Source organism: Spirosoma sp. KCTC 42546 (assembly GCF_006965485.1).
In the GTDB taxonomy this organism is placed as follows: Bacteria; Bacteroidota; Bacteroidia; order Cytophagales; family Spirosomataceae; genus Spirosoma.
The window spans coordinates 8,007,203-8,032,268 of record NZ_CP041360.1; the positions used below are offsets into that span (position 1 = coordinate 8,007,203).

Consider the following 25,066-nt stretch of genomic DNA (forward strand, 5'->3'; position numbering starts at 1 on the left):
GATTTTACACAGAATAGATTCGGTTCTGGCTCCTCAGTATTAGCTATTCCATGTAATACTGAAAGTTAGTTAACTTCATTTTCTTCTAGTTTGATTTTAATGCCTTTTATACTCTTGAACATGTTTAATAATTAGACATGTTGCAACGCTGATAATGAGCTAGTTAGATATGTAAAAGTTTCAAAGCCCGGCACATACTTCTACCACTTTATTGTACATTCCACAGTCATGAATGCGTAATCTATCTGACAAAATTCGATAACGTTTCATGCCACCGATTGCATGTTCCACATAAATCCGTTCAGACGACTTTTACCGATTGGCAGTTTTGTCTTCATCGGCTAAGTTTTGTTGGCGAGGCTTCTTTTTAGGTATGATAACCTCTTGACAATCATAATCTTTATCGAATCCTTAGTAACCTAGGTCTAAGCGAACTCGGTGATTTTGAAACCAATGCTGCTCGGGCGGAAACTCGTATTTAAGCAGACTATAATCGTGACTTTTACCCACCCAACACGGACTCACATAATGTACATATCGATCGGGTGTAGCAATGATCATGGCCTTGACTGTATGGGATTATTTTTGCCACTGTACATTAACTCTTGATAGGCAGATGCTTGGGGACGTTGAGTGCGTTGCTCGGTGGCATCAACGATCAATGGTTTATGCTTTTGGAAGTAACTTTGAAACTCTTCCGAGGAACGAAAATTGCGTTTAGGAGCATAGCCACTAACGGATAAAGTTTCTTGTAAAACAGCTAGCCCCAGGTCTTGATTGCGTTTGGCCGACGAGCCGTTCATACCGGTTACCAAATCTAATAAATCATATGTAAGGCCTGATTTTAAGGAAAATAAGGTAAAGAATAGAAGGGCGGTATAGGTGTTCAAACAAGGTTGCTCGGGACAGTCATCCTGTCGTTGCTCAATAGATTGACTAAATAAATCTAAATAGGCTCTTTCGAATAAGAGAAGGAGTTTGTCAAATCGTTTTTGATCCAACCCTGTTGCTGAGCGCCAGTGGCGCTCAGTCTTTAAATAGGTAATTAAAAGTTTCATATTCCAAATTTAACCCACTGCAACAAGTCTATTAGATAAAAGCCTTGGCAGTTACAAGTAAGCATATAAAGTATAAGTTGTTTCTATCAACCAATTGTATTGTTTAGTGCTTTATAGTTGACAGCTAAAAAAAAGCCATCCGTAAAGTAATGCCATTCTAATGCAATGAGTGAGATGGTAATGTTTACTGATATAGTACCATGCATAACTTTGCAACAACCGAATAATCTTCCAATTTAGTTTGACCAAGCACTAGTAATCCCAAAATTCGGCGAATATCCAGTGTCAATGTAAAAATAAGGTATTGAAAATACTGGCAAGTTCAATTATAAACGCCGATAGTGCAATAAGCCGATTGTAGTCGAATTAAACAAGACCATCCCCGCTCCCGTAAGTGAACATTATCCTGTACGCCCTACCATGAGGCAAGTAAATATTAAGGCATTTCGCATATATTATAGAATGCTGAGTAAGATTGAATGGTCGCTCGGAATAACAGTCGGACAGTGCCCAATTAAGTAGTTAATATCTTCTTTGGCGATAATATACAACTAGTAAAGGCACTAGAATACGGTAAAAAGAAAATCGCTTTGCTTGTACTTATAAACACCCCCAACAAACCACTTAGGAGCAGTTGGGGAGTGCAGTAGATTTCATGACAACTTCTCTATACTTTATAGAGATCAATATTGGTATAAAGGCTCTAAAAGATGGCCAAACTTAAACTTTAAACGCTAAATACATAAAATCGACGTTATAGTGCCTAAAGAGCCTAAAAAACAATTTACTCTATTGCACAAGGTTACTTAGGATCAGTTACCAATCCTTCTTCCTTAGAGTTTTTATAAGACATTAAGACATAAAATAAAATTATAACGACTTCTACCTCATTAAAGAAAAGGCATAACCATAAATATGAATAAAATAAAACGGTACTCCTTTTAGCTTTTACAGAAGTTAGAACCCAAAAGAAACATATAAAAATTATTACGCCAAATTCTGAAATAAAAAAAACCCACCTCATATTCATATGATTTGCTCTTGTTCCAGATAATTGCTTCTCATAATATGGCAAATCTTCAAAATATACAGGTGGTAGAAAATTACTATTCCCTGGCCCATAGCCAGTAAAAAAGACTACGGGATGATCAAGAAGAAAGAGAACAACAGGAAGTTCTAAGTCGTATTGAAAAGGCAATCCTAAAATTTCAGCTTTAGGAATGGCAATTAAACTACCATCATACCGCCCTATTGCGCGCTGCGCAAGTAGAGTAAAAGCAATATTACCTTTGTACTCTACAGCTAAATTAATAATTATTTCCTTTATAGCAGAGAAAGTCATAAAGAATAATATTATTGTTGTTATACCTGCTATTATTATGACTCTGACTTGTTCAATATTATTAAATACTAAAAAAACTATTACTGCAATTAAACACTCAACGGTAAAAGTTTGCGACATTGTAAGGACTCCAACAAAAATAGTCAAGGCAACTTTTTTATATTCTCTGGAAGACATGAATAAAGGTAAACTCAGACCTAAAAAAGCAGACAAGTATTTCGGTTCCATGAATAATGCCGAGACTCTCACAAAAACTATTCCATTAGGAAACTGGAACATATAGCCAGATTTATTACCAATCATTTCAGTCAAGAATGGGCTCTTAGTTACTATACATATAACTAATTGTGCTAAAGCAAAATAACATGAAAAAATTGCTATTTTTTTAATTAATTCATAGGTGCCGGCTAAGGATATCTTATCGCGGTCTAAATAAAATTTATAAGCTAATGTAAAGTAGGGCAAAAAGTTCTTAACATAAAAAAACAATGGCTTTGTAAAGAAGTAAGCAAGAGAGTTAGGGATATAGTAAAAAGATCTCTCGGATACTATATAATAACCTATGGCCCATATACTTGATAAAGCAGGAAGTAACAGTAATAATAAATGCTTTTTTCTAACTACCAGCGGTCTAAAAGAGATCAAAAATATTACTTCAAAAAAAAAGTAAAAAGAGATTAAAAAAAAGGCTGTGATAGTTGGCCCAATATACCCTAAACTGTACCCTTGAGTAGAATAACTAATTAGAACTACTTCAACAATATTCAGCTTTTTCTTCTTATAAAGAAACAACAGCCCTATTGTCAATCCTAAAGTTAGGATAGTATTAAAAATTAGAATAATAACACTTTGAGTCGCACTCATTATCTAAATATTGTTGCAAACCTCATTAATATTAATTAAGCTTAAGCAATACTAAAGGTAATATAAAAAATATTATTAAGTATTCTCGTAAACTATTATTTAACTTGATGATTTGTTTCCGATTAGAGCTAATCTTCAAATTTAAGCCATACTCAAAGCCATTTTCTTATAAAAAGATTTTAAATAAATTCAGACTAAAATTTAATTAAAATAGGTGATTTAATGAGCGGTTTTCGAGCATTTGACAATATATTTCTTATACCGTATACATTAAGTTTACAAAGATCAGGCCACTGCACACGTTAGCTATTACAATGTACAGCTCAATTATTTTAGTCAAGATATACCAGCTTATTATTTAGCACTAGTTTTTGAACAAGAGGGTTAGTTAAATAAAAGCTATTGGTAAAAATATATTCAAATTCAATAATCTTTAGGGTTGCCATAATATGACTTCCAAATTTATTTATAAAGAATGGCGCTCTATAGCTAAGCAATGTTCATAAACGTTAATCGTATTCTTTACGGTTTCTTGCCAAGAGAATTGAGTTAAGCGTTTGTAGCCATTAAGAACTAAGTTGGTCCGTACCTCGTCGTCCAGAATAATTTTTTCAATTCCATTAGCCATCGAATCTCCATCGGTTGGATCAATATATAAAGCCGCATTTCCAGCAACTTCAGGTAGAGAGCTTCGATCACTTACTACACATGGGCAACCAGATGCAAATGCTTCTAAAATAGGTATACCAAAGCCTTCATACAGCGACGGAAACGCAAATGCTATTGCATTCTGATATAATGCCTGTAGTTCATAATCATTTATTATTGATCTGTATTCTAATAGTTCACCTATATTTAGTGAGTGAGCTAAGTTAATCTCTTCCTTTATAAAAGGTCCACCACCAGCACAAATAAGTTTGACTTTATAACGTTTCAGTACAGGGCAAATAGCCTTTAGAAAGGTCATAAAATTCTTATAGTAATCCCTTTTCCCCACAAATAATATATATGGTACATCTTGGCTTATATAGTCTAGTTTGGGAAATATTGTAGGCAAAGAACTACCCAAATAAACAACATCAACTTTATTGGGATCAATATTTAGCAATTCAACTATATCATTTTTAGTACTTTCAGAAATAGCAATTACTCTACTAGCTAATTTAGCCATTTTTTTTTTTTGATTCATAAGTCTTTGATCATAGCCAAGTTCGGGAAATTGATTGGCAAAGAGCTCATGAATCATATCAAAAAAAGTAACAACAAACGGCTTACCTTTTAAGTAAGGAGCAAAGTATGGGTGATAATAGGTGGCATGGAAAATATCAAAAGGCCTACTTTGCAATTGAGCTAAACTATTTAATGTATTTGCACCATAAAGAATATGTTTCTTTCCAGGAGTGTGTATTTTTGGAAAAAACTTACTTGCCTTTATACCAACTTCATCTAAATGTACAGTATTAGAAAATAATATTGACAAATAAGCCTGATGGGCACTATGTGTATTTATACCTGAAATTAATTCAGCAAAATAGCGAGGTATACCACCAAAGTTATGTCTAGAAAAGGTCTGATGGTCAAAAAATATAGTCATAAATTGGTCTTAGCTTAAGCTCATTGGCTTAATTAAGTGATAAACTATTAACATTCATAATAGTCATTAAAGTAAGTTTGACGCTATATGCATCTACAAATTTAATGAGTTTATTGTATTAGCCATAGATTGTGCAGATTTGTGAGCATTAAAATATTTTACTCTATCTTTACCTTTCTCTCTCAAGCGCTGTGCTAATGACTCATCATACAAAACTTTCTCAATACCTTCTCGAATGCTTCTTATACTATAAGGATCAACATATTCACTAGCCTCTCCACAAACTTCTGGCAAGCTTGTTGTGTTTGATACCAAAGTAGGACAACCACATGCCATAGCTTCCAAAGGAGGTAAACCAAAGCCTTCAAAGAAAGATGGGTAAACAAAAATCTTGGCATTTTTATACAAACCTATTAATTCTTCATCGCTTATATAACCTGTAAAAACAATTGAGTCATCATTTTCTATAAGTTCTTTTAAATTATTATTAGCAAATACTTTACCCTCTACTCCTACAATAACTAATTTGGTATCCACTAAATTGGCTTCTTTAAAAGCCTGAATTAGGCTAGGAAAGTTTTTACGTGGATCTAGGGATGATACAGCTAAAATATATTTACCATATATATTCTTTTTAACTGTAGGATAATTTTTCAGAAATACATTTGGCACATTAGGGTATACCAGATCAATTTTCTCTAGAGAAATTCTAAAGGTTTTAGAAATATCCTGTTTAGAGTATTCACTTATTGTTACTATTCGCTTTGCATTAGCTGCAATTCTAGGAATGATTAAATTATATAGAAAAGCATATTTTCTTGAAAACCATTCTGGGTGGTGGTAAAAAGATAAATCTAATATTGAAACTAAATTGTTATTATAGAATAATGGGGCAATGTTACACAGATTTATCAATAAGGGATTACCATTCTTCCGCAAAAAAAAAGGCAATTCTATCTGTTCCCAAAATAATCCATTTTTAGATCTACCTGTTATTTGTACATTCAACTTATCTGCAATGTCTTTGTGTAAAATTCGATCTGGAGCTAAGTAAATTAAACTTGGTAGATATTTTCCTAGTTCAAGACTTAATTCGATAGCAAATCGTTGAGTACCGGCAATAGGCTGAGTTAAAAACCGTGCATTAACAAATATTTCTTTTTTCATGTTGATTATTTTCTCCAACAGATCCGTCATAAATATATACAATTTAAAGTAATTCTGTCATTTCATTGAGATTATAGTTACTTTATATTTATTATTAATTAGTGGGCAACAATAAAATAAATTTCCTTAAATTCTATATTTTTTAATTCTTTTTAGTATTGGTCCAGGCAACTTAACCCTATTGGCAATAGGAGCTACTGTATATCCAAAAATGAAAATAAACTTACCTTTCCAGTCTACGAGTTTGAAGTAACGCCATTTAGTTACAAGAGGAAATTCACTGCCGGCTTTTTGCCACATTAATGCATGCTTGTAGATTGAAAAATATGGGTGGTTTAAATAACATGCATAGAAAGCCTGCCGTCTAATATTGTGCCATTCAATTAAGTAAAAAGTATTTATTGCGGCAGCCATGACCTTTAAAAAAGTATAATCATAAGTAGCTGCTCCAGCAGCTACAACAAGCTTATGACGCGCAACATAAATACTTACTGGCTTCTTATACAAACCAATATAAAATGTCATTGCTGGCAACAGATTAACTATGTTTGTATAGGAAATTCTGATTTGAGCTTGAAACAGATCTGTTTTAAAAATACTACCTGGAACAAAAGTTGGTACACTTAAGCATGGGAATCCTTTCTTTATTAAATTCTCCGGTGTATCATACATACCTCCTTTAGGCCAAATAAATGTTTCAGACCAACCAACCATAACGGCTACGGCCTCCTCCTTAGCTAGTTCTATTAAAACGTCATTGCAGTCAGTAAAATCATAATAATCATCATCGCAGAGAATCCATGTATAGATTCCATTGCTTAACTCCGCTGCGCGCAATACATTAGCATCGGCACCAATATTAATTTTATTTTTTATGTAATTTAAATTAGAGAAATCACCTTTATATTTTAAAAATATTTCATGTGTATTATCTATAGAGCAGTTATCAAGAATAGTAATCGAAAATTTTGAAAATGGGCATTCTATTAGCTGGCATAACGTATTATCAAGGTGTTGAGCACGGTTATATGTAATAATGAACAGCTCAAGTAATTCTCTTTGTTTAGACTCCATGCCATTCGTTCTTTTTTGTAACAAAAATATAGTATCCTCCTAAACCACCTATCAAAGCAGTTAGAACCGTATATCCCAGTACCATCCCTGTTATACCAAAATAATGGCCCATAATAATAGAAGAAAACGCACAAAGTATCCCGTTTAGCACTGAAATTAGTAGAAATGGCTCTTGTTTGTGGCAGCGTAAATAAGTAGCCCAAGAAAAAATAATTTGATTTATAAAAGTAGCCAAACACAAAAAAAGAATTTGTGTTAAAGGTAAAAATCTATCACGAAGCGAGGTGTTAAACACATTAATAGATTCTATCATCACTATAAATAGTGTCAGTAATACGACACTAACGATCATAAGTTGGCGAAGAGTTGTTTCAAAAACAGAATCTAATTCTTTGTAGTTTTTACGGGCTATTAATGATGAGAATAACGTTATTTTCGTACTGACCCAACTCATTGAAATAGTTGATACTCCATTTAAAGCAGCTAAAGTCATACCCATTTGCCCAGCAACAACGGCCCCTTGTGTGGCAAAAAGAATAGGATTAAATAGTTGCACTAATAAATATCCACTTATCCAACTAAGTGCAATTTTATATTGGTAAGGAAAAATTTCTTTCCGATAAGAAACTTTCCAAAGACTTGCGTGTCTATATATAGTGAGAAGGAGCTGCTTTCTATAGGAAAAAACAATACTAGAACTCAAAAAGAGAAAAGACACTAAACTCGCTATTCCTTGTGCATAAAGTCCACCTTTGGTTCCTAAAATTATAAGTACGGTAATTATTGAAATAATCTGCTGTTTCATTCTGAATTGGGCCACTTCTTTGACTTGCCCTAAACCCTCTAAAAATGCTAATATCGGATTGACTATTAATAATAATGCTGTCGATAAAGATACAATCACCCATGGCCACTGCCAGTGGACTGTACTTGAATTGACTTTATAAGTAGAGAAAAAAGTAAATCCGCCTGCTACTAACACAACGAAAAGCAAAGCTGACAGAATGCCGAATACGTTAAAACAAAGGGCAAGAAGTGAGGCAAGTCTCGACAGGTTTTCCGGCGGTCCGGACAGTTCAGATGCAGAAAGCCAACGAACATTAATGGCCTCGTGGGCAACATACTGCGTAATAATCGATGTAAGGCCTAATTCAAAAAAAACTTGTACAGCTAAAAGACTACCAAACGTATAATAGTACCCTTGTTCTTCTTTTGTCAAAAATAAAGATATAAGGCCAATTGTGATCAACCCTCCGCCTGCCTGAAGTCCTCTGGCCAATATAGTATAGAGTATAGATAAATCTATTCCCAACGCTCCCCGGATGGTTGCTGCCAATGCTTTCAAAACTTATATTATTAGTCCAGCCAACCCTCTCAAATAATTTTGTGTACCAGCTACTCCAATAAATAAATCGGGTATTGCCACTCGCTTAACAACTGGAATTTTAGTAATCACTGCTTGTTGATATAGATCATGCAGACCTTCTAGAATAGCCGATCCAAAGCCAGCACTCCGCTGATGTTCCTCAATAGTTATAATCCGATCATATTCCCTGGTTAATTGAGCGAGAGTCGCCAAATCTAGTGGTTTTATAAATGGAACACTCAACAAGCCAAATCCGGATTGGCTATTTAGAATGGTATCATAGCAGTATTTCAGCATAGCACCTGTCGAAAGTACGACCGTGTTCATGCCTGAGAGAACCGGTATAAATTTCCCCCATTCAATCACTTTGTCTGCTTGATGCACGATCGGCTCCCCAGCTTTACCTAAACGCAAATAAGCCGGTACACTTGTATTACACAGCATTGTAGTAATTTGCCTAGCTTCTAGAGGGTCGGCAGGGGCAATAACGTTTAGATTTGGAATAGTTCGCATCATACCCAGTTCTTCAGTTGTATGGTGTGACACTCCTAGAGGGCCATAGGCATAGCCTCCGCCTACAGCCACAACTTTAACGCTGGCTTCATGATAGCAAACATCATAGCGAATTTGCTCCATGCATCGTAGTGTTGGGAAATTTCCAATCGAATACGTAAATACATTATAACCCTCCCTAGCTAGTCCAACAGCAATTCCGGTCATATTCTGCTCGGCAATTCCAACATTTAGGTAACGATCAGGAAATTGTTGGGCAAAGGGTTCTACAACCGAATAGCCTAAATCCCCCACTAACAAAAATATATTTTCATGAAGCATAGCTTCACGGACAAGTTGCTCAATAAAGGCTGTTCGCATAATTAAGATTCTAATTGCTGCATCGCCTGATCAAACTGGGTTTGATTCGGTGACTTATAATGCCAGGCTAGCTGATTTTCCATAAAATCAACGCCTTTCCCTTTAATCGTATGGGCAATAATTACTTTGGGTTTAGCAGATGAAACCTGTGTAGACAGTGCATTAAAAATGGCAGAATGATCGTGGCCATCAATTTCAGAGACGTCCCAGCCAAAACTGTCAAATTTAGCCGCAAGTGGTTCAAGTTTAAGCACATCGGAAACTGCTCCTAAACTCTGAATTTTATTATAGTCAATTATAAGAGTCAAATTATCCAGTGCATGATGGGGTGCAAACAAAATGGCTTCCAAATTTGAGCCTTCGTCTAATTCACCATCGCTCAGCACACAATAAACATTCCAAGGTGCTAACTTCCGCTTTCCAGCTAATGCAACGCCACAAGCTACTGACAGAGCATGGCCGAGGCTACCTGTTGATAATTCGATACCCGGCACTTTGTGATTAACATGAGTTGTAAAATAACTGCCGTTAGTAGAAAACGCGCTCAATTGCTCTTCCGAAAAAAAACCTGCTTCTTTTAGCACTGCATACAAGGCTGTACAGGCATGGCCTTTACTATAAAAGAACCTATCTCGATTGGTATACTCCGGATTTCCGGCATCGTAATGAAGCACCCGGGCATACAGTACAGATAGTACATCAGCTACTGAAAACGCCCCGCCTATGTGAGATGCATTGGCGGCATAAACCAGTTTAAGGCAGGTTTTCCTGACATCTCTGGCCAATACAATTGAATCCTGATTTGTCATTTTACGAAATATGACAAGTGCGTTGTGAAGGGAAATCGTTTCAGTTCGACTTTTGTTAGATCAAATGCCTCTAGAAAAGCAACCGTTTCCCCAGGATACGATTTACAATTTAGTTCGTCAAAAGCAACGATGCCACCTTTCACAACCCGTCCAAAAAGAGCTTGTAAAGCGGCTTTAGTAGGTAGATATATATCAAAATCCAGATATAGTAGGCTGATCAGTAAATGTGGATTTTTCTCAATATATTCTGGGATTGTTTCGCATGCATCACCTTTCACCAGTTCAACTTTACCAACATGGCTCAATGGCCGATTTTGGTCATGAATGGCAATCAAAGAAGCAAGATCCTTCTCAACTGTAGACGAAACTGCGAGACCACCAGTATGTAGATGTTCTGAGGTACCTGTAGCAGTGTCACTTTCATCAAGTTCTGGAAAACCAGAAAACGTATCGAAGCCAATAATTTTCCTTGTGTGGTTATAAGGTTCTAGTATAGATGAGCAATGGTGCCAAGTCATAGTGCCACTACCTATGAAAACGCCACATTCAACTATACTGCCATTAACGTTAACGATTTGCTTGAAAATTTCATATTTGGCCATAAAATAAGCGATGTCCTGTCTACGAACCCATAGTGGAAATGCCTGTAATTTATAGGCAAGAGAAAGTTCTGAATTTTCAAAGGCTGAAAAAAGATTATTGAAGATCGTTTGCTCTTCAGATTTATACAAGCCCTGATTCTGTTGAGGTTGTTCCATTGCTCTATTCATTATTTTTTAAGATATCCAACATGGAAACTATACTACTATCAGCGTAGCCCATTTTGGCTAAATCCTGTTTTATTTCGCTCATATAGCCAAAACTAAACACAATAGCTTCATCAACTGGTTGTTCCGATAGATGTGTGATTTCGTAGACACCAATATGTGATTTTGGTGTGAATACACCACTCTGTTTGGGTTTTTTATCGACCAGATATGCTAGCTGGCCTGCGTTTCTTACGGCAGCTAATGTCATCACACCTCTTCCTCCAGCTCCGTAACCGGCTATCGTTTTCCCTTCATCGGTTTTTTTGGTAATATAGGCCTCAAAATTCCGAATGCCTTGCTGGATTTTAGCAGCTTCCTCATCATAAAACTTAGTATGAGTGTAATCTGCTAGTGGGTAAGAATCAATGGTTTTGGAGGCAAAATCTGAACCAGCCAGCGACATGACGAATATCAGTGAGTTAGCACGACGTTCGTTCTCTGGCAATACATCAAATTCAATAATTTCAAATCCATTCCGTTTGGCTAGGGAAATTGCAGTGTTTTTTGTCAGATAGATGGAGTGTTCATGTTCAAATAGACAGTATTCCTGTCTTTCAAATATTTTTTCCAAATCATGGTTTTCAATTACTAAAATACCCGTCTTTTTATTGAGGATTTTTTTCACTCCGTTCAAAAAGCCGATTGGATCGGGAATATGGTCGAATGTATATGATAAAAGTATAATATCGACTTCTTTAAAATCATCTGGCAATGTATCGATTGCTTCTTCTGTAAAAAGACCTTGTACAGACGAAATTCCTTTCGATGCAGCCACTTCAACTAAGTAGGATGAAGGTTCATAACCTAACACCTTACACCCTAATTCTTTAAATGGAACTAACTGCTCACCATCGCCAGAACCAACCTCAAGAACTTTTAAGCCTTGTGCGTTTTGGTAATAAGTCGCACATAATTTTTTGGCCATATTTTGCATAAAGGTTGAAGCGAATAAGGACGCACCAACTGAGTATTGATAGTCTTCATAATATTCATCAACTGATACATCATGCTGCGTTTGAACAGTATGACAGTCCTGACAGAAGTAAATTTCGATTGGATATAAGAATTCACTGCCGATGGCTTCTTTCTTTAAAAAATCATCAGTAAAAGGCATATCATCTAATTTAAGGAACTTATGAAGATTAGATGATTGACAAACCCGGCAGGTATTGTTTAATTTTTTTACAGCGTATTTCATCCTATTTTTAGCTTTCAATGTAAAAATATTGAGCAATAGATTAATTTACCGAAAAACAAATAGCCACTTCTTCACATTATCTGTTAAAGTATCCAGATGTATTAAGTAGCAGAGTTACCTTTAAATTAATCGACTACGAAACGGCAATTATTCTTTTGAGGCCCTCTTCTATATTAACTTCAGGGGTCCAGCCTGTCAATTGCCGAATTTTTGATGTATCAGCTTCGAGATGCATCACTTGGTCCGACCGATAAGGAACAGCCCCATAGTCAACTTTTATATCCGGGTTGATATTTTGTTTGATTAATTCAACAACCGACTTCAGTGAAATAGCCTGGCCACTACCAATGTTGAATATACCAGGCATTTCTTTATAAAGCACGCTCACTATAGCCCGGGCGGCATCATCTACATATAGGTAGTCCCATAACTGTTCGCACTTGGTCAGTTTAGGTGTTTTTCCTTTTTTCAATTCAGAAATTATATAAGGTATAAACCAGCTAGGTTCATCACCTATACCGTAGGTAGAAAATACCCTAATCCAACTTCCTTTCATATTTAAACTCTCACTCAGGCCGAGGGCCGCCCAACAAGAGGCCAACTTAGCCTTTCCATAAAGTGTAGTGGGTAATGTAGGCGCGGTTTCAGCGACCTTATGGTTGGGGTTTCCATACTCTGCCTGAGAGCCTATACCGACCCAATGTCTACATCCTACAGCATGAGCCAGTTCAACTGAATGTAATGTAAACGGTAGGTTTTGGGTGATTTGAAATGGTTCATTCCGATCATTTCCTCCCACACCCTTCCAGGCAATATGAATAAATGCATCAGGGTTATATGCGGCCAGCGTTTCTTTCAGTTCATTCTGGTCTAAATTCTGATAATAAATGGTCTGGTACTTAGCCACCCCCTTTATACGCTCTTGATTTGATTCGTTTCGGAGTAGCACTACTGCTTCATGCCCGTCGCTGACTAGTTGTTTCAATACCGCTGATCCAATAAAACCAGTTGCGCCTGTAAGTGCGATTTTTGTCATAACTCCATATAGTCCTGAATCTGACCTTTTGTAAAATCTGCAATCTGCTTTCCACCTTCAAAATAGCATTTAAACCAATCTAATGACATTTGTATAGCCTGAGTCGAGTTGTATTTGGGTTTCCAGCCGAGTTCGTTCAAGGTTTTATTAATATCAAGTTTCAACAAGCCTGCTTCGTGCGGCTGGGCATTGTTCTGAATTGGTTCGTAGTTTCCCTTACCCCAAATTTCTACAGCAATTTTAACTAATTCCTTAACCGTCAAGCAATCGGCAGTAGATGGCCCAAAATTCCAAGCTCCATCAAATAAAGCGGGATTATAAGCCATTTTAGTTCCTAAAAGCAAATATCCACTAATTGGCTCTAACACATGTTGCCAAGGACGTACTGCGTTTGGATTCCGAACAGGTATAGAAACATCATTTTGTAAAGCGCGCACAATATCAGGGATAATACGATCTTTTGACCAATCTCCCCCACCGATTACATTACCAGCCCGAGCTGATGCAATGGATTTTTTATGTTCGCTATAAATGGCAGGATTAAAGAATGAATTACGATAGGACGAAATCACAAGTTCGGCGGTTGCTTTACTGGCGCTATAAGGGTCATAGCCGCCTAATCGATCTGACTCCCGGTACGGATAATGCCATTCTTTATTTTCATACACCTTATCAGTCGTAATCAGTATGACGGTACATGGTTTGCGCAACTGCCGTACGGCGTCCAATAGGTATACAGTCCCTAAAGTATTGACTTCAAAGGTTTCAGCGGGTATTTCATACGAACGCCTAACGAGGGGCTGTGCAGCTAAATGAAAAATAAAATCAGGTTGAAATTCAATAATTTCCTTTTGAAGCCTATCTGCATCACGAATGTCTGCGATTATAGACTGACATAATTGATCGCCCTGGATGTCATTATAAAGACCATGCTGCTCTGCTTGGAGCGAGTAGCCTTTAACTTCTGCACCTAGCAAATGTAACCAATATAAAAGCCAAGAGCCTTTGAAACCAGTGTGGCCAGTTAAAAAAACTTTTTTGTATTGATAAGTATCCTTGTATTGATGTACTACCATACTTTCCAAGGTGCCTGGTTACTACTCCACAATTCCTCCAGCTCTATTTTATCCCGCATTGCATCCATACACTTCCAGAAACCATAATGCCGGTATGCTGTTAATTGGTCGTGCTTCGCAATATCGACCAAGGGTTTTTTTTCCCATTGGATTGAATCCATATTGCCTTGTAAAAATTTAAAAATCCCCCTGTTTAGCACAAAAAAACCACCATTTATCCAAGTTCCATCTCCCTCAGGTTTCTCCTGAAAATGCTGAATAACACCCTGTTCGTCAGTTGTAATATTACCAAACCGACCAGGGGGCTGTATAGATGTCAAAGTAGCTTGTCTTCCATGGCTCTTATGGAATTCTACCAATTTTTGGATATTAACATTGGCAACGCCATCACCATAGGTAAGCATAAACGTGTCATCGCTACCCAAGTAAGGCTCAATCCGTTTAATTCTGCCAGCAGTGTTAGTATCTACTCCTGTATCTACTAATGTTACCTTAAATGATTCGGCACTTGAATAGTGAACATCTAATTTGTTATTATGTAGTTCGACTGTGATATCAGAGTTATACAGGAAGTAATTAATGAAGTATTCCTTGATCATATAACCTTTGTATCCTAAACAAATGATGAACTCATCAAAACCATAGTGGGCATAAATCTTCATTATGTGCCAAAGCATTGGCTTACCCCCTATTTCTACCATTGGCTTGGGCTTAGTTATCGTTTCTTCACTAAGACGAGTTCCTAAACCACCAGCAAGAATGACTACTTTCATATTTATAGAGTATACTTCCCTCAGCAAGCTTAATGAATCAAAAGTTTAAATCTAGCTTAGTAAATCATCTACTATTCGTTTTAGCTTTTCAATTAGTTCAGATAAGCCAATTATCATACAGTCTCTCAGAAAATTTATCCACTTTTAGCTCTCTCATGTTATTTTATTAACAGAATACCCTTTTACCATTAAATGTCCTACTTGTTCCATAGTATGCTTTGCTTGCCAGTCAAGCTTGTTCCTTGCTTTCGTCGGATTAGCATGCCCTTCAGCAATATCTGTTGGGCGAAAAAATGTCGTATCTATGCGAACATGTTCTCCCCAATTAAGTCCAACAGCGTCAAAAATAACCTGAATAAAGTCTCGAAGTTTATGAGTTTGACCCGTTGCAATGACATAATCATCTGCTTGCTCTTGCTGTAACATAAGCCACATTGCCTCTACATAATCAGGTGCCCAACCCCAATCGCGGGCAATATCAATATTACCAAGTGTCAATTTTTCTGTGCTTCCTTGAGCTATACGACATGCTGTTGCCACAATTTTTTGTGTCACAAAACGCTCAGGCCGTAAAGGTGATTCATGATTGAATAATATACCTGTACAGGCATACAACTGGTACGCTTCCCGATAATTAGCAACTTGCCAGAAAGCCGCAGCCTTAGCCACCCCATAAGGACTACGTGGTCGAAATGGTGTATTTTCATCAGCTATGATGCTGCCTGTATCACCAAAGCATTCGCTTGATCCAGCATTATAGAATTTTATTGGCAGATTGCTGAATCGAATAGCCTCCAATAAATTCAATGTGCCAATGCTAATGCTTTCAAGTGTTTCAACCGGCTGCTCGAAGGAAAGACCAACTGAACTCTGACCAGCCAAATTATATACTTCATCCGGCTTTACTTTCAGTAAAGTTTGTAAGACGCTTCTGAAGTCATGGATACTAATAGATACTAAATGAACGTCCCGTATAATTCCTAAACGATTCAAGTTCCGAAATGCGGACATCTGAGCATCTCGAGAGCCTCCATAGACGGTATAACCCTTATCAAGCAACAATTTAGCTAAATAGGCTCCATCCTGACCTGAAACACCACAAATCAATGCTGTCTTCATTTAATATTAGTTAGACTGTCTCTTCATAAAGCGACGTATAAAAAAAACAGCTAACCCTACGATTGTCCCAAAGATAGTGAATCCGATAGTAATAACCGTTCGTTGTGGGCCGCTCTTACGTAATGGTACTCGAGCAGGTTCAAGAACCTGAAATACCGGAGACTCTTCCTCTATTTTGATACGCGCTTGTTCTAATTGTTTAGAAAGTTCACTATAAACAGATTGAGTCAACATATAATCAGCCTGAAGTCGTTGTTCTTCAATTTTAGCGGTATTTGCATACACGTTTCTATTACGGTCACGATAGCTTGCTAATTGTAACTCTGCGGATTCATAACGCTGACGTGCATTGTTAACTTGCTGCATTAGAAACTCTACTTGTTTACGAGCTTTCCCTGTGCGGTAATTTGTAACGTAGTTTGTTAAGTAATCCAATGTTAGGCGCGCTACTGTGGCGGCAACAACAGCGTCAGGCATCCGGGACGTAATTGTAATAATACCCGATCTTTTATCCATTTCAGCAACTACACGTGCATTTATCGTTTTGCTGAGTGCTTCCTGTTCTCGCGTCAACTGTAGTGTAGTTGTTGATGTTGACGGCACTAAGGCTTCAAGCTCGTTTTTATCATTACTACTAAAAATTCTGCCTATAAAAGCTGATATTCCTTTCTCTGACTGTTGAGAAAAATATGTTTGAAGCACTTGAGATTTAGAAGATTCTGACGTTTTAACAGGCTGCGAAAGAAGATACAAACTAAAAGGTAAACTCTGTAAAATATCTGGGTACAAATCAGGTCGAATTGCTTCTGATGCACCACTCATATTGCCAAGGTTTACACCTGCTAAACCAGCGAGTGACCTTAAATCGCTTAAACCACCGCCCGCACCAGTTGCGGCTTTCAGTTCTGGCATCACCTTCACGCTTGCAGTATATTCATTTTGTTGAGAAATCGCATAGAGTACACCAACAATCAAAAAAACTATACTCCAAAAAAAAACGGTCTTGCGACTATCTTTTAAAAACCGCACAATGTCACTCAGTCGAATCTCGATCTCGTCTTCTCCAATTTTACTTATCTTAGGAATCTTCGTAACTGACATAATTAGAACTAGAGTAATAATTAACGAAGAAGAATATTAACAAGTGCAATAGATACGGTAGCTAACAAAGAAAGAATTCCAAGCCGTTCTGCTGTACTCAATCTATTATTATCCAGAGGCTTAAAAGGGACTACTACTGTTGAGCCAGGGTAAACTTTAGGTCGGGATAAAAAAAACAAAAACTGATGTGTCCGATCTTTTCGCCCATTCGGATACACCACATACGCCTTACTTTTTCGGGAATTATCTGTAAATCCCCCCGCTTCACTGATATAGTCATCAAATTTATATTCTAACTTATAACTAACAGATGATGGATTTAATACACCACCCTGTACGGTAACAATCTCTGGCCGTTGAGGAATATATAACGTGTCCTCGTCATGAAGCAATAAGTTCTCTTCAGATCCAGAATTAGTTAAAATTTCACTTAGGTCATTGGCAATTATATCGCCTTTTCGTTTGAACTGAGCACCCAATATGTAGGCTTGCGGCTTCAATCCTCCGGCTCGCTTAATGAGATCGCTGATACGCTCTTCCCGACTAAAAATAGAGTAATTGCCAGGTTGCATAATCTCCCCATAAATATACACCTGTTGCTGAGTTGTATAATTTGGCGATGTACGAACATACACAATATCAAACGGTTGAAGTCGAAACTCATCAGCACTACCTGAATCACGTTTAACCGATGTAATTTGTAGATTTCGATCAATTGCAAATCGATATATTTCCAGTTTAGTAGTCCGCATACCCGATGAATCCTGACGAATTCGTCGAGATACTTCTATTAGGTTTGGCTTAGCTCCCTCCTGGAATCCCCCCGCCTGCGCAATCAGATCTGCTACGCTCATATTGGTAACGAAATCAACTGTATCAGGGTGGTTGACAGCCCCTTCAATAGTAACGTAATACTCTTCGCGAAGATCACGAATTGATAAAACGGTCAGGCTATCCTGCCGCATCAGTGGAATATCAGCAATTTCATTCCGCATCAATTTACCTAAATCAAAGGATAGGTTCTCTTTATCCATGTCGGGACGTTCACGGATAATGGATGCCCGATTGGTAAATGCGTCTTTGCGGAGACCATCGGCCCTACTTATGAGTTGACGAACAGTCTCTAATCCAGGTTCGAGGGAGTAATCGCCGGGACGCATGACCGCTCCCGCTACCTGAACGCGGTTTTCATAACGTTCGAGTATTTTTCCTACTTCATATTTGTCTCCTCGCTGGGGTACAAAACTTGCTATTTGCTCTTCTGTAATGGTTACAATACGCCGTTCACGGCTCGTATTTCGCCGAAGGGTGATTGAAGCCCGATAAGCATCGTCAGCAAAACCGCCTGCAAAACCCAACACCGTTTTCAACGTTTCGCCGGGTAATACTTCAAAAATAGCTGGTCGTCGAACCTGTCCGGTCAACTCAACATGCGTTTCGTAGTCCGCTACACGGATCACATCCTGATCACGCAACTGAATGTTATCGCGCTGGTCTGCTCGAAGGATAAAATCGTATAGATCGATAGTACGGATTACCCGATTGCCTCTAATTACGCTGATTTTTCGGAATGACCCCGTTTCTGGATTTGGGCCTCCAGCCAGATACAGAACATTGAAGGCAGACCCAAGGGAAGAAATGGTGTAGGTTCCTGGACGGACTACTTCCCCGACTAGTGTAACACGAATACTTCGAATATTGGTTAAGGCTATATTGGCACTTGTACCACTACCGGCGGCACCCAGGCCCTGGTAACCACCCTTTCGTAAGCGATCAATAATGCGCTGCTCTGCCTGTTCAATGGTAAGACCACTAACAAAAATAGGGGCCAAATCAGGGATTTTTACGGTTCCATCAGGGCTTACTTTCAAGTTAAAGTCACCGGTGGATGCCCCGGAAATATCGATTTTAATTTCATCATCCGGACCTACCACATAGTTACGCGGAGTAGCAATGCGTAAGTTAGGCTCAAATGACAGATTGGCATTCTCAAATAAAGATGCCCCAAAAACCCGAAGTTTCTTACTCGTATCTCGACGCATAGTCGTCGAGTCCGTTCTTCGGGAAAGATCAGAAGGCAATGTTCTGCCTGTTTGCTTATCAATCGAAGTCTGGCTTGAGGGGCGAGAGGCTTGTGAACGTAGTGCAGTAATCCGCTTACGCATTTTAGCAATATCATCCAGTGTGTATCCCTGCGACATAGCTGCCTGCTCGATCTGTGCTTCACTCAGACCACTGGCCTGGGCCCGTTGATAAAAGTTCTGAACGTCTTCGTCGCTCAATTGATCCACCCGAGAACGAGGTGTCGTCTGAGCTGATGCCTGATATGACCCTGTCAGTAATAATAGCAGGAAAACAGCTTGATAGGATCGAATACGGGGGATAAAGTGTGACAATTTGTCCTTAGTACGCATGAACACTGGCGATTGGGCCAAAATTTGAACTGCAAAAGTAATAGATTCCTTTCAAAACTCCGTTCCCTTATAATAAGGCATCGCTGGCGGGCAGGCATTTACCTTGTAGTCCCGCTGTAATGCACTAAATTTGTAGGCAAAACAGTCAGTAGTCAATGGTAAACCTGGAGATTCCGATACGATTGACTGGTGACTAATGACTAAAAAGAAATGATTAATCTCATAGCTAAATTTTTCGGGACCAAATCGCAACGGGACATCAAAGAACTCCTCCCTTATGTCGAAAAAGTCAACACCGAATTTGTCCGATTAACCGATTTATCTAACGATGAATTGCGGCAGGTTTCGGCCTCGCTTAAAGCGCAGATTGCGGATGAGTTGGCCGATATTGATAACCAGATCGCTGAGTTGAGCGAACAGGCTAGTCACCCTGATGTAGATGTCAACGAGAAAGAACACCTCTTCAATCAGATCGACAAACTAGAGGCCGATCGCAATACAGAGTTAGAGCGTGTCCTTCTCGATATTTTACCTCGTGCTTTCGCGGTTGTAAAAGAAACGGCTCGCCGGTTTACCGAAAATGACCAGTTAACAGTAACTGCTACAAACGTTGATCGTGAAATTGCCTCCCGCAAGAAACACATTACGATTGATGGCGAACAGGCTCATTGGGCTAACCGTTGGGATGCCGCCGGAACCCAGGTTAAGTGGGACATGGTTCACTACGATGTTCAGATTATTGGGGGCGTTGTATTGCACCAGGGCAAAATTGCCGAAATGGCCACGGGTGAGGGTAAAACCCTCGTGGCTACTTTCCCAGCCTTCCTGAATGGTCTGGCGGGGCGAGGTGTGCATATTGTAACGGTCAATGATTACCTGGCCAAGCGTGACTCCGAATGGATGGCACCTCTGTTTGAGTTTCATGGCCTTCGGGTAGATTGTATCGACAAGCATCAGCCTAATTCTGACCAGCGGAAAAACGCCTATCTCGCCGATATTACCTATGGTACTAATAACGAGTTCGGTTTTGATTACCTCCGCGATAACATGGCCCGTGAACCAAGCGAACTGGTTCAGCGGAAACACCATTATGCCATGGTGGATGAGGTTGACTCAGTCCTGATTGATGATGCCCGTACCCCGCTGATCATTAGCGGTCCTGTACCTCGTGGCGATGAGCAGGATTATATCGAATTGAAACCCCGTGTGGCACGCGTGGTGGAAGCACAACGTAAGTTAGTGTACGATTTCCTGAACGATGCCAAAAAGAAAATTGCGGCTGGTGATGAAAAAGAAGGTGGCCTGTCTTTGTTTAGGGCACATCGCGGTCTACCCAAACATAAGCCCCTTATTAAGTTTCTGTCGGAAACAGGTAACAAAGCATTACTTCAAAAAACAGAATCGATTTATCTGGCTGAAAACCAGAAACTGATGCCCGAAGCGGATGCCCCGCTCTATTTTACCATTGATGAGCGCCATAATGGTATCGATTTAACCGAAAAAGGCATCGACTATATTACCGGCTCGGGCGAAGATCCTAACTTCTTCATTCTCCCGGATCTGTCAATCGACCTCAACGTCATTGAAAAAGACGCGGAATTTTCGGAGCAGGAGAAAATTCTCCATAAAGAAGCCGTTATCCGTGACTACGCCGTTAAAACGCAACGGATCAATACGGTTAACCAATTACTGAAAGCATTCACGTTGTTCGAGAAAGACACCGAGTACGTCATTATGGACGGTAAGGTGAAAATTGTTGATGAGCAAACAGGCAGGATTATGGAAGGCCGGCGTTGGTCGGACGGATTGCACCAGGCCGTTGAAGCCAAGGAAAATGTGAAGGTTGAAGATGCCACACAAACCTATGCCACGGTTACGCTCCAAAACTACTTCCGTATGTATCACAAGCGGGCTGGTATGACGGGTACAGCTGAGACGGAAGCATCTGAATTCTGGCAGATTTACAAAATGGACGTTGTCGTCATTCCAACGAACCGGGCTATTAGCCGGGCCGACGAAGAAGACAAAGTATATCGCTCAGTGCGCGAAAAATACAACGCAGTAGTTGACGAAATCGCCAGCTTGGTTGAGAAAGGACGCCCTGTACTCGTTGGTACAACATCGGTTGAAAACTCTGAATTACTGAGCCGTTTTCTGACCATGCGTAAGATACAGCACCAGGTTCTGAACGCGAAGTATCACCAGCGTGAAGCCGAAATTGTAGCCTCCGCAGGTTTTCCTGGCACGGTTACGATTGCAACCAACATGGCTGGCCGGGGTACAGATATTAAGTTAACGCCAGAATCACGTGCCGCTGGTGGCTTGGCCATTATCGGTACTGAACGCCACGAATCACGTCGGGTTGACCGGCAGTTGCGTGGCCGGGCAGGCCGTCAGGGTGACCCAGGGACATCGCAGTTCTTCGTTTCACTTGAAGATAGCCTGATGCGCTTGTTCGGGTCGGAGCGGATTGCCAAAGTGATGGACCGCATGGGTCTCGAAGAGGGCGAGGTAATTCAACACTCGATGATTACGAAATCGATCGAACGGGCCCAGAAGAAAGTCGAAGAAAATAACTTCGGCATTCGGAAACGGCTGCTTGAATACGATGACGTCATGAATTATCAGCGTGAAGCCATCTATAAACGTCGTCGGAATGCGTTGTTTGGCGACCGTTTGCCACTCGACATTGCCAATACAATGTATGATGTGGTTGAAGAAACCGTCAACAATTCGGAAGGAAACTACGAAGAAGTAAAACTTCAGTTGTTAACCACACTGGGACTTTCACCGACGCTGACTGCTCAAGAGTTTGCTGCCAAGAAAAAACCGGATCAGATTCGGCATCTCTATAACGAAGCAGAAGCCAATTATCAGGCGAAGAATCACGCCATTGCCGATAAAGCGCTGCCGATTTTAACCCAGGTGCTGAATGAGCAGGGCCACCAGATTAAAAACATCGTCGTACCATTTTCGGATGGTATTCATGAATTAACGGTTGTGGCTGATCTGCAAAAGGCTGTTGAAAGTGGTGGTCGCGAAATCGTGACGGAAATGGAAAAAGCCGTAACGCTATCCGTTATTGACCAGGAGTGGAAGGAACACCTGCGCGAAATGGACGATCTGAAGCAATCGGTACAGAATGCCGTGTTTGAGCAGAAAGACCCCTTGCTGGTGTACAAGTTTGAGTCAGTAGAATTGTTCAAGCGATTCCTCAACAAGGTCAATTTTGATACCATCAACTTCCTGACCAAAGCCGACATTCCAGCACAGGAAGCCCAGGAAATACAGCAGGAAATCCGTCAGGCGCCAACGCAACGCCGTCCGCAGCCACAACCGAAGCTTCATACCAATATTGAAGACTTCGATGATGATCACCTGGCTACTGGTCCTGAGGAATACGCCCGTCGTATGGCCGAAAATGACGCGATGGGCGCTGGGGCACCACCAATGCCTGCTCAACGCCAGGCACCGGTACGCGTAGCAAAACTGGACCGCAATGCCCGTGTTAATGTGCAGTACGTCGATGGCACCGTAAAACGGGATGTCAAGTATAAAACGGTAGAAAACGACCTGATGAGTGGCAAGGCAATGCTGATTGACTAGCCAGATAAATACATTGATTCCCATCCCTCCCATTCGTATCTTAGCTGATACAAATTGGAGGGATAATTTTTTAAGGTAATGATAGCAGAACAACGACAATTCATTACGCAGGAAGCGTATCTGTCCATGGAGCGTGTTGCCCTTGAAAAAAGTGAATATTATCAGGGAGAAACTTTACCAATGGCAGGTGCATCTAAACAATACAATCGTATCAAAGAAAATGTATCGGGTGAAATTTATATTGCATTACGGGGAAGTGACTGTCAATCGTTCTCTTCGGACATGCGCGTTCATTTACCCGAAACGACCCTGTTTGCCTATCCTGATATTGTGATTGTGTGTGGAGAACCACAATTAATAGACGATGAATTCGATAACCTGCTTAATCCGGTCGTGCTCATTGAAGTTTTATTGGATGGGACAGAAGACTATGACCGAGGTCGGAAATTTCAACGATATCGAAAAATTCCTTCGCTTCAAGAGTATATCTTAATTAACTCACAGGCAGTTGAGATCGAGGTCTGGCGAAAAAATGAACTAGGTTTATGGACGCTCATTGAGCAGGTTTCCGAATCTACCGGAAGTTTTACGATCGGTACGATTAGTCTCACGATTTCGTTACTGAAGGTATATGACCGAACTATAGGTCTGTTGGCTTAATGCATTTTTCTCTCCGATTATTTTCGCTATTAATCGGCTTGCTGTTTCTATCGTTTCAGCAACCAGGCTCCTCCATTCGGCTGCGCTCTGAATCGTTGCCCTTTACTCCTAAAGAGTTTTACATTGCTACGGTTACGGATCAACGTACAGAAGGAGGTCCCATTGCCCGCTTAGCTTTGGTCCCTAACCAACCTGTTTACCCCGTTGACTTAGAGCGAGGGGTAGCTGCTAGTTTCCAGCAGTTTATTAACCAGGGGCTGAAACAAAATAAGAAGTTGCGCCCTATTGCTATGCGAATCCGCCAGTGCCGAGTGAGCGAGACGGCAAAAGGTACTCGTGTAACCGGTCAATTCACCTTTGCAGTTACATTTGAACTATTGGGCAAAGATGACGCAGGAACTGAAACCAGCACCCAGCTAACTGATTATAGAGGGAGTGCAAATTATACACGACCTATTGATCAGACATCGGTGATTGAACAAACTATTCGTCAGGCACTTGTTTCTTCCTTAAAGACCCTAAATGAGTACATGAATCGGGAAAGCGGGCGCAATGAGAAGTTAGCCCGGAGCCTCAAAATTAACTTTATCGATGATACGCGAATTACGGATGATGATACGGTACACTACAATCCTACCCGAAAATTAACCTGGGCCGATTTCCAGGCTGCACCGCGTAAAGGGAGCCATTATGCTGCCGAAGTCTTTACCAGTTTCTCCTACGAGGGTAAAAGCACGGTTAAGGATGGCGTTATTATTCTTAACCTGAATGCAAAAGCGTATATGCTGAAAACTTCATCCTGGGGGCGATCCGATGCCAGAACGGCTTATGCATTAAATCACGAGCAGCGCCATTTTGACATTACAAAAATTATTGTCGAGCGATTTAAACGCAGGCTTCATCCAGATAGTCTGACCCTGGAAGATTACAACAGCATTGCTCAATACCAATTCATTGAGTCCTACCGTGAACTGAACCGCATGCAGACGCAGTACGACGATGAAACGAATCACAGTATCAATCAGGCCGCTCAGGAGCGCTGGAATCAAAAGATTGACGAAGAACTGCGTACTTTTGGCATAATAAAATGATTAGGAGTCAGAATTGCCCCAGCAGTTATGGCCGTG

General features: G+C 39.8%; 20 protein-coding genes. 3 read left to right on the plus strand and 17 right to left on the minus strand.

The window, feature by feature from the left end:
* Nucleotides 1-180: 180 nt before the first annotated feature.
* The 17 genes from EXU85_RS36290 to EXU85_RS32655 all read right to left on the minus strand — a co-directional run bounded on the left by EXU85_RS36290 (nucleotide 181) and on the right by EXU85_RS32655 (nucleotide 19,673).
* Nucleotides 181-270, minus strand: a complete 90-nt coding sequence (locus EXU85_RS36290; RefSeq protein WP_142776072.1) for a transposase family protein — start codon at nucleotides 268-270, stop codon at nucleotides 181-183.
* 287 nt (nucleotides 271-557) lie between these two features.
* Nucleotides 558-1,058 (minus strand): hypothetical protein, encoded by a 501-nt coding sequence (locus EXU85_RS32580; protein ID WP_142776073.1) that lies wholly within the window; start codon nucleotides 1,056-1,058, stop codon nucleotides 558-560.
* 802 nt (nucleotides 1,059-1,860) lie between these two features.
* Nucleotides 1,861-3,264 (minus strand): hypothetical protein, encoded by a 1,404-nt coding sequence (locus tag EXU85_RS32585; RefSeq protein WP_142776074.1) that lies wholly within the window; start codon nucleotides 3,262-3,264, stop codon nucleotides 1,861-1,863.
* 466 nt (nucleotides 3,265-3,730) lie between these two features.
* Nucleotides 3,731-4,858, minus strand: coding sequence for a glycosyltransferase family 1 protein (locus tag EXU85_RS32590; protein ID WP_142776075.1), 1,128 nt, complete (start codon nucleotides 4,856-4,858; stop codon nucleotides 3,731-3,733).
* A 93-nt stretch (nucleotides 4,859-4,951) separates the two neighbouring features.
* Nucleotides 4,952-6,025 carry a glycosyltransferase family 1 protein gene (locus EXU85_RS32595; RefSeq protein WP_168207908.1) on the minus strand — a complete coding sequence of 358 codons (1,074 nt, stop codon included), beginning with the start codon at nucleotides 6,023-6,025 and terminating at the stop codon, nucleotides 4,952-4,954.
* 126 nt (nucleotides 6,026-6,151) lie between these two features.
* A complete protein-coding gene (locus EXU85_RS32600; protein WP_142776077.1) occupies nucleotides 6,152-7,099 on the minus strand; it encodes a glycosyltransferase family 2 protein in 948 nt (315 codons plus the stop codon).
* Nucleotides 7,089-8,444 (minus strand): hypothetical protein, encoded by a 1,356-nt coding sequence (locus EXU85_RS32605; protein WP_142776078.1) that lies wholly within the window; start codon nucleotides 8,442-8,444, stop codon nucleotides 7,089-7,091. The genes EXU85_RS32600 and EXU85_RS32605 overlap by 11 nt, the downstream gene beginning before the upstream one ends.
* Before the next feature lie 3 nt (nucleotides 8,445-8,447).
* Nucleotides 8,448-9,338, minus strand: coding sequence for a transketolase family protein (locus tag EXU85_RS32610; RefSeq protein WP_142776079.1), 891 nt, complete (start codon nucleotides 9,336-9,338; stop codon nucleotides 8,448-8,450).
* 2 nt (nucleotides 9,339-9,340) lie between these two features.
* Nucleotides 9,341-10,147: a transketolase gene (locus tag EXU85_RS32615; protein WP_142776080.1), complete on the minus strand. Its 807-nt coding sequence runs from the start codon at nucleotides 10,145-10,147 to the stop codon at nucleotides 9,341-9,343.
* The gene (locus tag EXU85_RS32620; RefSeq protein WP_246859346.1) at nucleotides 10,144-10,905 is read right to left on the minus strand and encodes a TylF/MycF family methyltransferase; all 762 of its coding nucleotides are present in this window, start codon (nucleotides 10,903-10,905) and stop codon (nucleotides 10,144-10,146) included. Before EXU85_RS32620 ends, EXU85_RS32615 begins: the two co-directional genes overlap by 4 nt.
* 4 nt (nucleotides 10,906-10,909) lie before the next feature.
* Nucleotides 10,910-12,154 carry a class I SAM-dependent methyltransferase gene (locus tag EXU85_RS32625; protein ID WP_142776082.1) on the minus strand — a complete coding sequence of 415 codons (1,245 nt, stop codon included), beginning with the start codon at nucleotides 12,152-12,154 and terminating at the stop codon, nucleotides 10,910-10,912.
* Nucleotides 12,155-12,287: 133 nt separating this feature from the next.
* The gene (locus tag EXU85_RS32630; protein WP_142776083.1) at nucleotides 12,288-13,190 is read right to left on the minus strand and encodes an NAD(P)-dependent oxidoreductase; all 903 of its coding nucleotides are present in this window, start codon (nucleotides 13,188-13,190) and stop codon (nucleotides 12,288-12,290) included.
* Complete coding sequence (rfbG, locus tag EXU85_RS32635; protein WP_142776084.1) at nucleotides 13,187-14,266, minus strand: CDP-glucose 4,6-dehydratase; 1,080 nt, start codon at nucleotides 14,264-14,266, stop codon at nucleotides 13,187-13,189. The genes EXU85_RS32630 and rfbG overlap by 4 nt, the downstream gene beginning before the upstream one ends.
* Nucleotides 14,260-15,039 carry a glucose-1-phosphate cytidylyltransferase gene (rfbF, locus tag EXU85_RS32640; protein WP_142776085.1) on the minus strand — a complete coding sequence of 260 codons (780 nt, stop codon included), beginning with the start codon at nucleotides 15,037-15,039 and terminating at the stop codon, nucleotides 14,260-14,262. Before rfbF ends, rfbG begins: the two co-directional genes overlap by 7 nt.
* Nucleotides 15,040-15,192: 153 nt before the next feature.
* Nucleotides 15,193-16,158, minus strand: a complete 966-nt coding sequence (locus EXU85_RS32645) for a GDP-mannose 4,6-dehydratase (protein WP_142776086.1) — start codon at nucleotides 16,156-16,158, stop codon at nucleotides 15,193-15,195.
* A 6-nt stretch (nucleotides 16,159-16,164) separates the two neighbouring features.
* On the minus strand, nucleotides 16,165-17,259 hold the full coding sequence (locus tag EXU85_RS32650; protein WP_142776087.1) for a GNVR domain-containing protein: 1,095 nt from the start codon (nucleotides 17,257-17,259) through the stop codon (nucleotides 16,165-16,167).
* Nucleotides 17,260-17,279: 20 nt separating this feature from the next.
* Nucleotides 17,280-19,673, minus strand: coding sequence for an SLBB domain-containing protein (locus EXU85_RS32655; RefSeq protein ID WP_142776088.1), 2,394 nt, complete (start codon nucleotides 19,671-19,673; stop codon nucleotides 17,280-17,282).
* A gap of 210 nt (nucleotides 19,674-19,883) precedes the next feature.
* On the opposite strand from EXU85_RS32655, the gene secA reads away from it, so the two are divergent.
* The 3 genes from secA to EXU85_RS32670 all read left to right on the plus strand — a co-directional run bounded on the left by secA (nucleotide 19,884) and on the right by EXU85_RS32670 (nucleotide 25,030).
* Nucleotides 19,884-23,279: a preprotein translocase subunit SecA gene (gene secA, locus EXU85_RS32660; protein ID WP_142776089.1), complete on the plus strand. Its 3,396-nt coding sequence runs from the start codon at nucleotides 19,884-19,886 to the stop codon at nucleotides 23,277-23,279.
* A gap of 78 nt (nucleotides 23,280-23,357) precedes the next feature.
* Complete coding sequence (locus tag EXU85_RS32665) at nucleotides 23,358-23,939, plus strand: Uma2 family endonuclease (RefSeq protein WP_142776090.1); 582 nt, start codon at nucleotides 23,358-23,360, stop codon at nucleotides 23,937-23,939.
* A complete protein-coding gene (locus EXU85_RS32670) occupies nucleotides 23,939-25,030 on the plus strand; it encodes a hypothetical protein (RefSeq protein ID WP_142776091.1) in 1,092 nt (363 codons plus the stop codon). The genes EXU85_RS32665 and EXU85_RS32670 overlap by 1 nt, the downstream gene beginning before the upstream one ends.
* Nucleotides 25,031-25,066: the final 36 nt, after the last annotated feature.

Excerpts from the sequence above, each read along its gene's own strand:
- EXU85_RS36290 (WP_142776072.1), bottom strand. The coding sequence starts at position 270 with ATGAAACGTTATCGAATTTTGTCAGATAGATTACGCATTCATGACTGT.
- EXU85_RS32580 (WP_142776073.1), bottom strand. The coding sequence starts at position 1,058 with ATGAAACTTTTAATTACCTATTTAAAGACTGAGCGCCACTGGCGCTCA.
- EXU85_RS32585 (WP_142776074.1), bottom strand. The coding sequence starts at position 3,264 with ATGAGTGCGACTCAAAGTGTTATTATTCTAATTTTTAATACTATCCTA.
- EXU85_RS32590 (WP_142776075.1), bottom strand. The coding sequence starts at position 4,858 with ATGACTATATTTTTTGACCATCAGACCTTTTCTAGACATAACTTTGGT.
- EXU85_RS32595 (WP_168207908.1), bottom strand. The coding sequence starts at position 6,025 with ATGAAAAAAGAAATATTTGTTAATGCACGGTTTTTAACTCAGCCTATT.
- EXU85_RS32600 (WP_142776077.1), bottom strand. The coding sequence starts at position 7,099 with ATGGAGTCTAAACAAAGAGAATTACTTGAGCTGTTCATTATTACATAT.
- EXU85_RS32610 (WP_142776079.1), bottom strand. The coding sequence starts at position 9,338 with ATGCGAACAGCCTTTATTGAGCAACTTGTCCGTGAAGCTATGCTTCAT.
- EXU85_RS32615 (WP_142776080.1), bottom strand. The coding sequence starts at position 10,147 with ATGACAAATCAGGATTCAATTGTATTGGCCAGAGATGTCAGGAAAACC.
- EXU85_RS32620 (WP_246859346.1), bottom strand. The coding sequence starts at position 10,905 with ATGGAACAACCTCAACAGAATCAGGGCTTGTATAAATCTGAAGAGCAA.
- EXU85_RS32625 (WP_142776082.1), bottom strand. The coding sequence starts at position 12,154 with ATGAAATACGCTGTAAAAAAATTAAACAATACCTGCCGGGTTTGTCAA.
- EXU85_RS32630 (WP_142776083.1), bottom strand. The coding sequence starts at position 13,190 with ATGACAAAAATCGCACTTACAGGCGCAACTGGTTTTATTGGATCAGCG.
- rfbG (WP_142776084.1), bottom strand. The coding sequence starts at position 14,266 with ATGGTAGTACATCAATACAAGGATACTTATCAATACAAAAAAGTTTTT.
- rfbF (WP_142776085.1), bottom strand. The coding sequence starts at position 15,039 with ATGAAAGTAGTCATTCTTGCTGGTGGTTTAGGAACTCGTCTTAGTGAA.
- EXU85_RS32645 (WP_142776086.1), bottom strand. The coding sequence starts at position 16,158 with ATGAAGACAGCATTGATTTGTGGTGTTTCAGGTCAGGATGGAGCCTAT.
- EXU85_RS32650 (WP_142776087.1), bottom strand. The coding sequence starts at position 17,259 with ATGTCAGTTACGAAGATTCCTAAGATAAGTAAAATTGGAGAAGACGAG.
- EXU85_RS32655 (WP_142776088.1), bottom strand. The coding sequence starts at position 19,673 with ATGCGTACTAAGGACAAATTGTCACACTTTATCCCCCGTATTCGATCC.
- secA (WP_142776089.1), top strand. The coding sequence starts at position 19,884 with ATGATTAATCTCATAGCTAAATTTTTCGGGACCAAATCGCAACGGGAC.
- EXU85_RS32665 (WP_142776090.1), top strand. The coding sequence starts at position 23,358 with ATGATAGCAGAACAACGACAATTCATTACGCAGGAAGCGTATCTGTCC.
- EXU85_RS32670 (WP_142776091.1), top strand. The coding sequence starts at position 23,939 with ATGCATTTTTCTCTCCGATTATTTTCGCTATTAATCGGCTTGCTGTTT.